Here is a 14,849-nt window from a genome sequence, read left to right on the forward strand (position 1 = left end):
AGCATGAAGAACGGTCCCGACACCCGGCCAGCCGTGCGGGTCGCAAATGTTTCACATCACTATGGTAAAACCGATGCCCTGTTAAACATTAATCTGGATCTTGACCAGGGGCGCATTGTTGGTTTTATCGGACCTGATGGCGTAGGAAAATCCACCCTGCTTGGCTTGATCTCCGGGGCGCGGCAGGTGCAAAAAGGCGACGTCATAACGCTGGGCGGTGATATGCGCAACGCCCGTCAGCGTGCCAAAACATCGCCGCGTATTGCCTATATGCCCCAGGGGCTGGGTAAAAACCTGTATATGGATTTGACCGTACGCGAAAATCTGGAATTTTTCGGTCGCCTGTTTGGGCAAAAAAAATCCGAACGCGCCCAACGCATTGAAAATCTTGTTCAAAGCACCGGGCTGACCCCATTTACCAACCGGCCGGCAGGTAATCTTTCGGGCGGCATGAAACAAAAGCTGGGCCTGTGCTGCGCACTGATCCACGACCCGGACATTTTAATTCTCGACGAACCAACAACCGGCGTTGACCCGTTATCACGTCAGCAATTCTGGGATTTAATCGATAGTATTCGCAAGGCACGCCGGGGCATGACCGTGCTGGTTGCCACCGCCTATATGGATGAAGCCAGCCGGTTTGACCATTTGATCGCCATGAATGACGGCAAAATCCTGGCGCGCGGCACGGCGCAGGAATTATTGAAACAAACAAAAACCGACAGCCTCGAAGCTGCATTTATCGCCCTTCTGCCCGAGGACCAGCGCAAGGACCACAAGGAACTGGTTATTCCGCCCCGCCCCGAAAGCGGCGATAAACCCGCCATCGAAGCAAAAGACCTGACAAAAAAGTTTGGCGATTTCACGGCTGTTGATCATGTCAGTTTTCGCATTGAGCGGGGCGAGATTTTTGGATTTTTAGGCTCTAACGGGTGCGGCAAAACCACCACCATGAAAATGCTGACCGGCCTGCTGCCCGCATCCGAGGGTAAGGCATGGCTATTTGGCGAACCCTCGAACGGCACCGACCTTAAAATGCGCGAACGGGTCGGCTATATGTCGCAGGCCTTTTCGCTATATTCCGAACTCACCGTACGTCAAAATCTGGATTTGCACGCACGGCTGTTTCACTTGCCGCCCGATCAACTCTCGTCACGCATCGATGACCTTTCAACCCGGTTTGGCTTGACCCATTATATGGATGATCTGGCTGAAAAACTGCCATTGGGGGTGCGACAGCGCCTGTCGCTGGCTGTTGCGATCATTCATTCGCCTGAAATCCTTATTCTTGACGAACCCACGTCGGGGGTAGACCCGATCGCACGCGATGATTTCTGGCAATTGTTAATCGATCTGTCGCGCAATCAGGGTGTGACGATTTTCATTTCCACCCATTTCATGAACGAAGCCGCACGGTGCGACCGTATTTCCCTGATGCATGCTGGTCAGGTTCTCGATAGCGACACGCCAGCAGCGCTTGTAAAAAAACGCGGCACCGAAACGCTGGAACAGGCCTTTATCGCCTATCTGAAAGAGGCCACTGGCGACACTGACAAAACCGGGCGGAGTGCGAATGCCAAAGATGCCACGCCTGGCATTGGCGAGATTAGCACAAACGAAGATGCCGAAAACGAGACCTTTATCGCGGCCGCCAACTGGGCGGAAACCGCTGTTCCCGGCTTTAGCCCGCGCCGCATGTGGGCCTATAGCCTGCGCGAGGCAATGGGGTTAATTCGCGATCCGATCCGGCTGGTCTTTGCTTTGCTTGGCACATTAATTTTAATGCCGGTTTTTGGCCTTGGCATTACGTTCGATGTTGAAAACCTGACCTATGCCGCACTGGATCGTGACCAGACCCCCGAAAGCCGCACCTATCTGGAAGGTTTGGCCGGATCGCGATATTTTACGGAAAAACCACCCCTGCACAGCTATGCCGAAATGGAAAACCGCATCAAAAGCGGTGAACTGGCACTGATAGTAGAAATTCCGCCAAATTTTGGCCGCAAGCTGCAACAAAATCGTAGCCCGGAAATTGCCGCTACCATTGATGCCACCATGCCGTTTCGCGCCGAAACCATCCATGGCTATGTGCAGGGCATTCACCAAAAGTATGTTGGCGACAACATCATGCGCGAAACCGGCAATGTGGCAACCGCCCTGCCCGCCGGCATTCAGGCCCGCTATCGCTATAATCAGGATTTCAAAAGCATCTATGCCATTGTGCCATCGGTGATTGCCTTGTTGCTGGTATTTATTCCAGCGGTGCTGATGGCGGTTGGCGTGGTGCGCGAAAAGGAACTGGGGTCGATTACCAACCTGTATGTTACACCGGTAAGCCGGTTTGAATTTTTGCTTGGCAAACAATTGCCCTATATAGCATTGGGAATGATCAATTTTTCCCTGATGACATTCATGGCGGTTGTTGTCTTTGGTGTGCCGGTAAAAGGCAGCTTTCTGGCATTGGTCCTAGGGGCTTTCCTGTTTGTGGTCTCAACAACCGGGCTGGGATTGCTGATTTCGTCGTTCACCAAAACCCAAATTGCCGCCCTGTTTGGCACCGCCATTGCCACCATGATCCCGTCGGTCATGTTTTCGGGCATGATGCAGCCAATATCCTCGCTCGAGGCCGGGCCGCGCGTTTTATCCATGATCATTCCCACCTCGCACTTCATGACCATCAGTGTCGGGGTCTTTACCAAGGCATTGGGATTAATGGCGCTGTATCCGCAATTTATCATTCTGGCATTGTTTTTTCCGGCCCTGACAGGCCTTTCAATGCTGCTTCTTCCCCGGCAGGAGCGCTAGGACATGAAACTGCGTCATCGTCTTGAAAACATCTATCGCCTGGGGATCAAGGAACTGTTCAGTCTGCGACAGGATGTGGTGTTGCTGGCCCTGATCGTCTGGGCATTTTCGTTTGCCATTTACACCGCAGCCACCGGCCTGTCACATGACCTGCATAACGCATCAATTGCCGTGGTCGATCAGGACAGATCGCAACTTTCAACCCGCCTGCGAGATGCGCTTGAAAAACCCTATTTTAAAACGCCGGTCCTGATCAATTACAGCGATATCGACCCGGTAATGGATAGCGGCCAATATACCTTTGTGCTGGTTATTCCCACCGATTTCGAAGCCGATGTGATTGCCGGGCGAAAACCCGATATCCAGTTAAATATCGATGCCACCGCCATGATGCAGGCGGGAATTGGCGAAGGATATATCAACAGTATTTTCAGTCAGGAAGTTCGCACATGGATGGGCGGCAAAACCCAGGCTGCAGGCGAAACGGCACAATCCCCTATCGATCTGGTCTTGCGCTACGCCTTTAACCCCAATGCCGAAAGTTCGTGGTTTACCAGCGTGATGGAAATCATCAATAACGTAACCATGCTGTCAATCATTCTGGCCGGGGCGGCACTGATCCGCGAACGTGAACATGGCACCATTGAACATTTGCTGGTGATGCCACTGGCCCCGTTTGAAATCATGATGGCAAAGGTATGGTCAAACGGGCTGATCATTCTGGTTGCGGCAGGCCTGTCATTGGGGCTGGTGGTTGAGCTGATGCTTAAGGTTCCCATTGCCGGGTCCGAAGCCCTGTTTTTGGCAGGAACGGTCTTATACCTGTTTTTTGCCACCGCACTGGGCATTTTTCTGGCCACGCTGGCACAATCCATGCCGCAATTTGGCTTGTTGTTTATGCTGGTGGTCTTGCCCATGCGCCTGCTTTCAGGCGGCTATACCCCAACCGAAAGCCAGCCACAGCTCATGCAATGGATCATGACATTTGTACCATCAACCCATTATGTCAAATTTGCCCAGTCTATCTTATATCGCGGTGCGGGGCTGGATATTGTCTGGCCGGAATTTGCCATGGTCGCAGGCATTGGCGGGCTGTTTTTTGCCTTTGCCGCCTTCCGGTTTCGGAAATCCATTGCCGTGATGCGCACATAAATCGTGGCAAGCGGCTGGCGATGCGGTATTTTGCGCCCACATAACAAAAACAACCGCTCATCGCCAATTGGCCAATACAAGGAAGTACGCCTGATGATCCGCCATATTGTTCTGGTTAATTTCAAACCTGATACCAGCGAAAAAACAATTCAAAACCTGTTTGATCGCCTGGCAGCACTCCGCGACCAGCTACCCGGCATGCGCGACTTCGATGCCAGCCCGTCTGTCAGCCCCGAAAACCTGGAACAGGGTTTCAACCACGGCATCTGCGTTGATTTTGTGGATGAAGCTGCACGCGACGCCTATCTGGTTCTGCCCGACCACAAGGCACTGGGGGGAGAACTGGTTGGTCTCGCCGAAGGCGGCATTAAAGGGCTTGTGGTGTTTGATTTGAAACTGGGCTGATAACAATACCGCAATCAACCCACAAACACATTGCGGCGACGATTTTCAACAACGTTCCGGGCAAGGCAAACCGGCAATTTATGTCCTGATTGCATCATGCCCACCCAGCGCTGGTACAAGCTATGAAACCGATACTAAAACGGTCCAGCTTAACCCGGGACCATCCCTGAACGCTGCGTCAGGTGCCGATAAAATGGCCGGTTTTGGCAGTGCCCGGAACTTGATCATGATGTTCCCGCGCCCACCATGCCAAACCATGGCGTTTCAACGGACTATCGTATTCAATGAGCCGCGGTTAGCCGCTTGGAACCTGAATGTCACCATGGTCAATAAATGATCCGCGATTTCGAGGATGCCATTGCGAAAACGGCACAGCCTGACTTACCAAAAACCAGGATAGCGCCAAAACGGCCATCAAGCCGCTTTAAATATCTTCAGGGCACAAATGCAAATCAACGCGGTCTGGCCAATTAGGTCAGGCCGCCTTTTTCTGTGAACTCTTGAACGGATTACGCGATGACAGCCAGAAAGGCTTATAAAACGGCCGCGCAATGGCACCCGATCAACTTGTAGCCTTTGTAATGTCAGCCATGGCGCAGCTTAAAGCCCAGGATAGTAGCCGCAAGCAGGAAGGTCAGCCCATTGGAAATGATCACGGGCCAGTCACCGTTGAGCAGACCATAGACAAACCACAGCGCGATGCCGGTACATAATACCAAAAACATGCCCAGCGATATGTCTGCAGTTGATCGGGTGCGCCATGTGCGCAGGACTTGCGGCAAAAAAGCCAGCGTCGTCATGCTGCCTGCCAGAAGGCCCAAAACCGTTTCAAATGGTAACCCCATAGCATGCTCCTGCATCACGAAAGCAACCTGTCACTTGAATGCATTCAACACACAATCTGCACGCTTTCAAGTCAGAAAAAGTTCAATCCATAAAATTTCAAAAAATTATGAAAAAACAGGGCATTAGGGAAACGGGAAAAGGGACAGGAACGGCCCGGATGCACAAAACCCCGCCAAACGGGCGGGGTTGGAATGGTGGGCCTAACAAGACTCGAACTTGTGACCTCTCGCATGTCAAGCGAACGCTCTAACCAACTGAGCTATAGGCCCTTATATGTGCGAAGATGGTGGGCCTAACAAGACTCGAACTTGTGACCTCTCGCATGTCAAGCGAACGCTCTAACCAACTGAGCTATAGGCCCATCTTGCCATCTTCCGTTTGCCGCAATATGGTTACTTGCTAAAATGCTTTAGCGTTGTTTCTTGCGGCGCAGCGGTATTTAGCCCAAGGCTTGCAAAGGTGCAACCCCCCATTTGGCTTTTTGCAAAAAAATCTTCATGATAAGAGAATGCCTCGCCCGATTTGCACCATGTTGGTGCCCCTGACAGCCCGTGCGACGAAAGCCACATGAACCTGATGCCACCTGAACAAAGCACCAGCACCCCGGCGACTGTTTTTTTGCCGCAACAACAGACCCTCCCTGTGGTCTTTGCATCCCCTCATTCCGGTCGGGCCTATCCCGATGATTTGGTGTCGCAAGCGCGAATCGATGCTTTTGCCCTTCGTGCATCGGAAGATGCCTTTGTTGACCGGCTGTTTGCCGCGGCCCCCCAAAGCGGCGCACCACTTCTATGTGCCAATTTTCCCCGTGCCTATGTCGATGTTAATCGTGGCGCGCTGGAACTTGACCCCCGCATGTTTGACGGTGAACTCCCCGACGATGCAGATATACATTCAATGCGCGCCCTGTCCGGGCTTGGGTCGATCCCGCGTGTGGTCAGTGGCGGGGTGGAAATTTACAAAAGCCGCTTGCCAATTACGGATGCGTTGCAACGTATCGATGCCTGTTACACCCCCTACCACACCGCCCTGCAAAAGCTGATCGACACCACGCGTGACCAGTTTGGTTATTGTATCCTGATCGATTGTCATTCGATGCCTGGCGATTCGATGGATTCCACACAGTCTCCGGTTGAACTGGTCCTGGGGGATTGTTACGGACGATCCTGCCACCCGACATTAACCCGTTTTGTCAGCGAATGTTTTCGCGACATGGGCTATCACCCGGCCTATAACGACCCCTACGCGGGCGGTTATTGCACCCGCCACTACGGGCAGCCTGACCAGCACGTCCACACCCTGCAAATCGAAATTAACCGCGCCCTGTATATGGAAGAAGAAACCCTGACACCCCATCGCGGTTTCACTGTTCTGCGCGATCAGATGAGCAAACTTATCGACACCTTTCACCAGTTCGACGGGAGCCCCCTGGAATGACCGCCGCCACCACCGATCATAAACTGGGCGATTTGCTGATCCGGGATGCCCGGCCCGATGACTTTGCCCGCATCACCGAAATTTATGGCCACCATGTGCTGCATGGTCTTGCCTCGTTCGAGGAACGCGCCCCCGAAATTGCCGAACTGACGGCACGCTGGCAGCATGTGCGCGAACGCGGCTTGCCCTATCTCATCGCCGAAATTGACGGCAATGTCGAAGGCTTCGCCTATGCCGGCGCCTATCGCCCCCGCCCGGCCTATCGCTTCACCGTCGAGGATACCATTTACATCGCGCCAGAAATTGTCGGCAAAGGGGCCGGGCGTGCCCTGTTGTCAGAACTGATCACGCGCTGTACCGCCCTGGAATACCGCCAGATGGTCGCCATTATTGGCGATTCCGCAAATGTTGCCTCCATCGGCCTTCATGCCCGGCTTGGCTTTCGGGTGGCGGGAACGTTACAGTCGGCGGGCTATAAACTGGGCCGCTGGGTCGATAGCGTGATCATGCAGCGCGGCCTTGGCGACGGCGATGGCACCATCCCCGAGATGGATCCCCGAACAACACCTCCCCCAAACACGCCATGATAAAGCGGACAAGTCGCGTAATTACCGCCACTTACACCGCAACGCACAAAACGATAACGGGATTTTTTCCGGAGCCCGAATAGCACCCAAATTGTGCCACGCCACAATCAAAAACGCTGAAAACCCCAGATTCCAGACAAAAAAAAGGCCGCCTATGACAGCGGCCCAAGTCTAGGGAGGAAACGTCCAAGAAACGAGCGAACTAGTCGCTCGCCGGAATGCGCTACGTCCTACCGCAGCGCACAAATGGAGAATAGCCAGATCCTCGCTGCCTTGCAACATGTTTCTGTCTATTTTTTTATCATTAAAATTTATGCTGTTTTTTTGACCAAAATTTCACAGGACTGACACTTTTTCGATCCGCAGATGCCGCAAATTGTGGCACTTGGTCAGCAAACCTGTCCAAATTTTCAAAAGAATCGGGGCCGAATCGCCAGCATTAATTCGGGCGAAATTTTCAATTTCCCATTCTTAATGTCGGAAAACGAAGATTCTATCGCCTCGGCATCGTCAAATTTTCTGAAAATCGGTAACTCAACGCCACATCATAACGTGCTCAGCTCATGATCAGGTGTTCCTGCACCGTGCAAAGCCCTTAAACAAAGCACAGAACAGAAAAAGCTACACCCGGGCACCAGGGGCACAATAGCTGCAATGACAAACACCTGCACCTTCACCAGCACAACCAAACACACCGCACGTCACGACAAGAAGGATGTAAACACGCGACATCAAGCCCGAAGCCATCTAATCGTTCCCGCCTCTGCGTACCGATCCGATAGTGCCTTCCCCCAATTCACCATACCCCCAAGCCGCTTATGGCATTGAAGCCATAAGAACTGCAGAAACAGCAGGCGATGCTTTATGTTGGTTATGCAGCACCACAAAATTTCAAAATGACAGGAAATTGCACGGTCGGGGCCGGGGCTAGAGCCATGATCATGGCCAGCAGATTCTTGCCCCTTAAAACCGGATTTGATCTGGGAACGTCACGCGTTCCAAACAAGGTGCTATCCCCGAACCTGCGGCCAGAAATTTGTGGATATGGCAAAATCAGGAAATGATTGTTCCGACAGATAATGACGGTTCGCAGGCCGGGTGCAAAATCACAGTCGCCCCGGTCCCTTCAGGCCGGGCGGGGCGCGAAACGATGCGGGAAATTCCCATACCGTCTGTTTCCTGATCTTTTTTAATTTCATACATACGCTGATCCGCCAGATCAACCAGCGTATGGGGATCTTCTATTTTGTCTTCAATACGCTCGGCAATGCCGACGCTACAATGCTGACGCCCCCCGTCAGGAAGCTCTGTTAGGCCATCTTCAACAACACGACGCATCACTTCGCGCGCCTGTGCCGTGCTAAGACCCGGCAGCAGGACCAAAAATTCCTCTCCGCCCCACCGTACAACTACATCGCCACGGCGCAGCCCCTCAACCAGGCTTTCACCACTTTTGGCCAGAATACGATCCCCGCGGTCATGACCGAACTGGTCGTTCACCTGTTTGAAATTATCCAGATCGACAAATGCAATTGCAAACGGGCGGCAATTACGCCGGGCGGCTTCAAACCCCAAAAACAGCATTTCGCTGCCAAACCCACGGCTATACGCCCCTGTCAGGGGGTCCTGCGCAATTTGCTGAATATTGATAATGGTTCGGTGTAACTGCAACAATGCCGATAGTGCCGCCGTCATCGTCATAACCAGAAAAAGCACCCGGGTGGACATTAACCCGGCATCCACCGCACCCGTGGTATCGGGCAGCAACCCCGAAACATCAAGTGCCGCAGGAATAGCCAGAAAAGCGCAAACCTCAAGCAGGGAGAGGGGCATTGCGGCAAGCAACATCCCCATTGCCAGCAACAATAACGAATGGGTCATTACCGACGCGGCCGATGCGGCAGGATCGGCCAGTGACAGGCCAAACAGCACCCCGGCAGACACCATTAAAAGGGCAAAGGGCAATAAAGGCATCTTGCGCCGCAACCGCGAACCAAAGCGCCCGTCAAGAACCACCCAAAATGCCACCAGCACAACAACCAGTCGTGACACATTTAAAACATTGGCAGAAAACAACGTTTCATAGGTGCCGTCCCATAACGGTGCGCAAAACAGAAACAGCAGAACAAAACCCGCTGCCAGCCGCCCGGTATGGCGTAAAATTTCCGAACGCCGCAAACGCAAGGCATCATTATGGAAAAAAGGTATGACAAGATCGCGACAATCATATCGCAATCGCCCTCGAAGGGAAGACGCCAAAGGATATTTCGAGGCTGGCACCAAGGGGCTCCGTCACCTATTTCGACCAGGAGCACCCAGCGCCCCGGAAATTCGAAGCTATCCTCACCTTATAATTGCGAAATGACAACTATCCATAAGAGCAGCAAATTCGCAATAAAAGTAAATTGGCAGCAAATTTTCGGAATTATTATGAATATAAGCGGCATATTATACGCAATATTTAGTGGTAAATGCCAAAATGACAAAGGGGCAGTTTTGCAACTGCCCCTTTATTCATCATCTGCACTGACAAAGAACTGACATCACACCTGTCAGATCATCCCCAAAGATTTACATCCGGCAATGCCATCACACCTTTGGTAAATTCAATGCCATCGTCGCGATCTTTTGCCATCCAGAGCGGCCCGTCCAGGTCAACAATGCGGGCTTTTGCGGCCACCACCATGGCAGGTGCCATCGCAAGCGATGTTCCAACCATACAGCCCACCATCAATTGCATCCCCGCCTCGAGGGCAGCATCGGCAAGTTCAAGTGCGCCGGTAAGACCGCCGGTTTTATCGATCTTGATATTGATCATGTCATAAAGCCGGGCCAGACGCGGAATATCGGCCACAGTATGAACCGATTCATCCGCGCACAGCAAAACCGGGCAATCAATATCAACCAGCCCGTCGTCATTGCCCGCAGGCAAGGGCTGTTCGATCATTTCGACACCCAGCGCATCAAGCTCGGCCCCGATATCGCGCAACAGCTCGATTGACCAGGCCTCGTTGGCATCAACAATCAAACGCGATGTCGGCGCGCCTTCACGCACGGCCCGCACCGTTTCCAGCACGTTCTCACCGTTCAGCTTTAACTTCAAAAGCGGCGCGGATGCCGCTTTTTTGGCTGCTTCACGCATCGCATCAGGGGTATCAAGGCTTAACGTTTCTGCCGTAACCAGCCCTTCGGGCGCCGGGGTTTCAAGCCCGGGCAAATCCCAGACCCGGCGGCCGAAACGTTTGGCTTCCAGGTCCCAATAGGCACAGTCAACCGCATTGCGCGCGGCCCCGGCCTTCATTGCATCTTGCAATTCCGTCCGTGTCATACCGCGATCAAGCGCATCTGCCTGTGCCGTGATATCGGCAATCACCTGATCAATCGACTCGCCATAACGGGCATAGGGAACACATTCCCCGCGCCCGCTAAATTCCCCATCACTGAGGGTAACAACCACCACTTCTGCCTGGGTTTTCGCCCCGCGTGAAATTTTAAAGGCTGATCGTAGCGGCCAGACTTCGGATGTGACGCTTAATTTCGGCACATCAGATCTCCTGCAGTTTATCGACAATCGGGGCAACGCCGTTGCGCACCGGATCCACACACGGCAGGCCAAATTCAGCCGACACGTCCGCCATCAGCTTTTTTGCCGCCGCGTCATCTAAGGCCTTGGTGTTAATGGCAAACCCCACCACCACACAATCGGGGTTGGTCAGGCGCGCATGCATCAGGTTAACTTCCAGCGTGGTTTTCAAATCCGGCAGGGAATAACCGGGCAAACCGCGCATATGAGTACGAGTCGGCTCGTGGCACACCACCAGGGCATCAGCCTGGGAGCCATGCAACAGGCCCATGGAAACGCCCGCAAACGAGGCATGGAACAGGCTGCCCTGCCCTTCGACAACATCCCAGTGATCCGCATCATTGGCCGGAGCAATGGTTTCAACAGCACCGGAAATAAAATCGGAAATCACCGCATCAACCGAAATGCCTTCGCCGGCAATGAAAATGCCTGTCTGCCCGGTGGCGCGGAAGGTCGATTTAATGCCGCGCTTTTTCATTTCTTCTTCAATAGCCAGGGCGGTATACATTTTACCAACCGAGCAATCGGTGCCAACGGCCAAAACGCGCTTGCCGCTACGCTTTTCGCCATTGCCAATCGGCAATTTTCCGCTGAAGTGACGCACGTCAAACAGCGAAACGCCCTTGGCTGCGGCGGCTTCAACCAGCTCGGGGATCGTGCTCAGCTTGGTGTGCAAACCATTGGCAATGTCCATACCGGCGTCAATCGCGGCCAACAGGGTTTCCATCCATGCCGGTCCGATAATACCACCACGGTTGGCAACGCCCAGAACCAGGGTTTTCACACCCGCTTCGCGGGCTTCGGCAATGGTCATATCTGGCAGGCCAAGGTCGGCATGGCAGTTTTCCAAACGCAATTGGCCCTTGCACCATTCCGGGCGCCATTGTTTGATGCCAATGGCGGTCTTCGCGGCCAGTTCATCCGGGGCATCGCCAAGAAACATTAGATAGGGATGTTCGATTTTCATTCTTTACCTCCTTGACCAGCACACAAGCGCTGAACTTATAATCTGAAAGCGACTATAGCCTGAATAGGACGTTTCCTGCCAGTTTTACTCTTGGGTCATATTCGGCTATATCGTTAGATGTTCGCATTGAATTCGGAAAAACGCATAAAAAACCGAAATTTATTCGATCATTTGCCAACTTAAACACAGTTTGTTGTAAAGGACGCCGGTAAAAACCGGTAAAAAAGCAATAAACTGCAATTATGAAGGACTGGCGTGAAAGCGCCCGACTTATGATGAGTACGGATCTCAAAACGTGGCTATCCGAACGAAAAATTGAAGAAGTCGAATGTATTGTCCCTGACATGTCAGGGGTGGCACGCGGGAAGGTGTTGCCAACCCAAAAGTTTTTGCGCGGGGTTGAAAACAAAAGCCTCGCCATTCCCGAGGCAATTTTCTGCCTGACTGTCACCGGCGGATACCCCGAAGAAACCGATGCATTTCTGGACCCGGCGGAAAAAGACGTGGTGATGGTACCTGATGCCGAAACCATTCGTGTTGTTCCCTGGTACGAAGAACCAACCGCCCAGATCATTTGCGATTGTTACCATTTTTCCGGCGAGGAAGTGTCGATTTCCCCGCGCAATGTTCTTAAACGGGTTCTCAAACAGTTTGAAAACCTGGGCATGCGCCCGATCATTGCCCCGGAACTTGAATTTTATCTGGTTGCCAAAAACACCGACCCTGACAACCCGCTTGAACCGCCTGTCGGGCGTTCTGGCCGACCGGAACGGGCATCAAACGCCTTTGGCATCGATGCCATTAACGAATTCGACCCGCTGATCGAAGACCTTTACGACTATTGCGAGGCCATGAATATCGATGCCGATACCATGAGCCACGAATCGGGCCCGGCACAGCTGGAAATGAACTTTAACCATGGTGCGCCGCTCGAACTTGCGGATCAGTCGTTTTTGTTTAAGCGCACACTGCGTGAAACGGCATTAAAACACGGTGTCTATGGCACATTTATGGCCAAACCAATGGGCAACCTGCCCGGCAGCGCCATGCATATTCACCAAAGCCTGATCGATATCGACACCGGCAGAAACCTGTTTTCCAATGAAGACGGCGAAAATTCCAAACTGTTCCTGAACTATATTGGTGGCTTGCAGCGTTATTTGCCGGCGGCAATGCCGTTGCTGGCCCCGAACATGAACAGCTATCGCCGGTTGCAGCCGTGGTCGGATGCGCCAATCAACATGCACTGGGCACTGGATAACCGCACGGTTGGCCTGCGCCAGCCCAACGGCCCGCCCAGTGCCCGCCGGATCGAAAACCGCATTCCGGGTGCCGATGCCAACCCTTATCTGGCGATTGCGGCTTCACTTGCCTGTGGCCTTTTGGGCATTCAGGAAGAAATCGATCCGACAACACCGATTGAAGGATCGGGTTATGACCGGGCGCATTCCCTGCCCCGACATATCCACGAAGCCCTGGCAAAATTCAGCCGGTCCCGCCCCTTAAAGGAACTGCTGGGGGACGAATTTTCTGCCGCAGTTCTGGCAGTTAAGGAAGCCGAATGGGATGCATACCAAACCGTGATCAGCGCCTGGGAACGTGAGCATCTTCTGCTTAACGTTTAACCCTGATCGTTTTAATGTGCCGTGAATTCACGCAAATATTGCGCCGAAATCGATATTTCGGCGCAATTATTTTTTGTAATATACGAAATAAACAGCATAAAATTCAAAACACGCCAAGACTCTGATTCAAGTGTTTGACAAAATCCGGAAACCTCACAGGATTATGGCAGGCATGGGAGGAACAGGGAGGCCCCCATGATAAATGACGTTGCCACCAGGGAGGCACCGCAAAATGAAACCAAACAAAAAATCTATCAGCCTGACAGCCTTTACGACCGCCATTGGCCTTTTAAGCCTTGCCAATAACGTATCGGCACAAGAAGTTTTAAATATTTACAACTGGTCAGACTATATTGCCGAAGATACCGTCGCCAATTTTGAAAAGGAATTTGGCGTCAAGGTTAACTACGATGTTTATGACAGCACCCAGATGGTCGAGGCAAAGTTGCTGGCTGGCAATTCCGGTTATGACCTTGTGGTGCCAACGCTGGCCGATGCCGAGCGCCTGATCAAGGCCGGGTTATTTTTGAAACTCGACAAGTCGCAATTGCCCAATTACAGCAATCTGGACCCGGCAATTCTGAAGCAAACAGCCAAATACGACCCCGACAATGCCTATGCCGTACCCTATTTGTGGGGCACAAACGGCATTGGCTATAACGTTGCCAAAATCAGGGAAGTTTTGGGCGATGACGCGCCGGTCGATAGCTGGTCGATGGTTTTTAACCCCAAATATGCCGAGGCTCTTGGCAAATGCGGGCTGACCATGCTGGACGATCCCAGCGAAATTGTCCCCCTTGTTAGTGCATATTTAGGTACTGCCGACACGCCGCAAAATATTGAAACCGTCGAGGCCGCAATGGCGCAACTTGAAAAAGTTCGCCCTTACATCACCTATTTCCACAGTTCCCAATATATCAACGATCTGGCGAATGGTAACATTTGCGCGGCCATTGGCTGGTCGGGTGATATCTATATGGCCGCGTCGCGCGCCGCCGAGGCCAATAATGGCAACGAGATCAAATATGTTATTCCCAAGGAAGGCACGTTGATCTGGTTTGATACCATGATGATCCCGGCTGATGCCTCGCATCCTGACCTTGCCCTGAAATTCATCAACTATATTTTGCGGGGCGATGTCAGTGCGGCGATCACGAATTATGTCGAATATGCAGGCCCCAACCTGGCCGCAATGGATATGATCGAGGACCGCATCAAAAACAATCCCGGCGTTTATCCGTCAGACGAGGTGAAAGAACGGCTGCGTTCCAAGGTTGAACCCGGGCAAAAAATTCTGCGCACCAGAACCCGGTTATGGACCAAACTGAAAACCGGCCAATAAACGCGATCAACATCAAGGTTTATGCGTGCTTGAAAACACAAAATTAGTGGCGTGCCAGTATCTTGTGTTTGACAAATCCGCGAACCGTTTAAAGGATAGA

The 14,849-nt window shown here is 52.5% G+C and carries 11 protein-coding genes and 2 tRNA genes; 7 read left to right on the forward strand and 6 right to left on the reverse strand.

The genetic code is table 11. The features are described from left to right. Positions 1-3: 3 nt before the first annotated feature. The 3 genes from rbbA (at position 4) to THS27_RS10265 (ending at position 4,362) form a co-directional block, all read left to right on the forward strand. A complete protein-coding gene (gene rbbA, locus THS27_RS10255) occupies positions 4-2,805 on the forward strand; it encodes a ribosome-associated ATPase/putative transporter RbbA (RefSeq protein WP_085590744.1) in 2,802 nt (933 codons plus the stop codon). A 3-nt stretch (positions 2,806-2,808) separates the two neighbouring features. Continuing rightward, positions 2,809-3,957: an ABC transporter permease gene (locus THS27_RS10260; protein WP_085590485.1), complete on the forward strand. Its 1,149-nt coding sequence runs from the start codon at positions 2,809-2,811 to the stop codon at positions 3,955-3,957. A 93-nt stretch (positions 3,958-4,050) separates the two neighbouring features. Then, complete coding sequence (locus THS27_RS10265; RefSeq protein WP_085590487.1) at positions 4,051-4,362, forward strand: Dabb family protein; 312 nt, start codon at positions 4,051-4,053, stop codon at positions 4,360-4,362. A gap of 584 nt (positions 4,363-4,946) precedes the next feature. Here THS27_RS10265 and THS27_RS10270 read toward each other — a convergent pair. From THS27_RS10270 to THS27_RS10280, 3 genes are all read right to left on the reverse strand, one after another. Beyond that, positions 4,947-5,207 carry a SemiSWEET transporter gene (locus tag THS27_RS10270; protein ID WP_085590489.1) on the reverse strand — a complete coding sequence of 87 codons (261 nt, stop codon included), beginning with the start codon at positions 5,205-5,207 and terminating at the stop codon, positions 4,947-4,949. Between the two features lie 193 nt (positions 5,208-5,400). Beyond that, positions 5,401-5,477: transfer RNA gene (locus THS27_RS10275), tRNA-Val, on the reverse strand. A 15-nt stretch (positions 5,478-5,492) separates the two neighbouring features. Beyond that, positions 5,493-5,569: transfer RNA gene (locus THS27_RS10280), tRNA-Val, on the reverse strand. Between the two features lie 206 nt (positions 5,570-5,775). On the opposite strand from THS27_RS10280, the gene THS27_RS10285 reads away from it, so the two are divergent. Then, positions 5,776-6,645 carry an N-formylglutamate amidohydrolase gene (locus THS27_RS10285; RefSeq protein ID WP_085590491.1) on the forward strand — a complete coding sequence of 290 codons (870 nt, stop codon included), beginning with the start codon at positions 5,776-5,778 and terminating at the stop codon, positions 6,643-6,645. Next, positions 6,642-7,232 (forward strand): GNAT family N-acetyltransferase, encoded by a 591-nt coding sequence (locus THS27_RS10290; RefSeq protein ID WP_085590493.1) that lies wholly within the window; start codon positions 6,642-6,644, stop codon positions 7,230-7,232. The genes THS27_RS10285 and THS27_RS10290 overlap by 4 nt, the downstream gene beginning before the upstream one ends. Positions 7,233-8,285: 1,053 nt before the next feature. On the opposite strand, the gene THS27_RS10300 is transcribed toward THS27_RS10290, so the two are convergent. The 3 genes from THS27_RS10300 to dgcN form a co-directional block, all read right to left on the reverse strand. Beyond that, on the reverse strand, positions 8,286-9,410 hold the full coding sequence (locus tag THS27_RS10300; protein WP_139835542.1) for a diguanylate cyclase: 1,125 nt from the start codon (positions 9,408-9,410) through the stop codon (positions 8,286-8,288). A 379-nt stretch (positions 9,411-9,789) separates the two neighbouring features. Continuing rightward, entirely contained in the window at positions 9,790-10,776 is a 987-nt protein-coding gene (dgcA, locus tag THS27_RS10310) for an N-acetyl-D-Glu racemase DgcA (protein WP_085590501.1), read from the reverse strand. Between the two features lies 1 nt (position 10,777). Beyond that, entirely contained in the window at positions 10,778-11,782 is a 1,005-nt protein-coding gene (gene dgcN, locus THS27_RS10315) for an N-acetyltransferase DgcN (protein ID WP_085590502.1), read from the reverse strand. Between the two features lie 275 nt (positions 11,783-12,057). On the opposite strand from dgcN, the gene THS27_RS10320 reads away from it, so the two are divergent. Together THS27_RS10320 and THS27_RS10325 are read left to right on the forward strand one after the other, a co-directional pair. Next, positions 12,058-13,407: a glutamine synthetase family protein gene (locus THS27_RS10320; protein ID WP_085590746.1), complete on the forward strand. Its 1,350-nt coding sequence runs from the start codon at positions 12,058-12,060 to the stop codon at positions 13,405-13,407. 232 nt (positions 13,408-13,639) lie between these two features. After that, on the forward strand, positions 13,640-14,749 hold the full coding sequence (locus tag THS27_RS10325) for a polyamine ABC transporter substrate-binding protein (RefSeq protein ID WP_085590504.1): 1,110 nt from the start codon (positions 13,640-13,642) through the stop codon (positions 14,747-14,749). The last annotated feature ends 100 nt before the right edge of the window (positions 14,750-14,849 follow it).

Origin of the sequence: Thalassospira sp. MCCC 1A01428, assembly GCF_002115825.1 — a bacterium.
In the GTDB taxonomy this organism is placed as follows: Bacteria; Pseudomonadota; Alphaproteobacteria; order Rhodospirillales; family Thalassospiraceae; genus Thalassospira.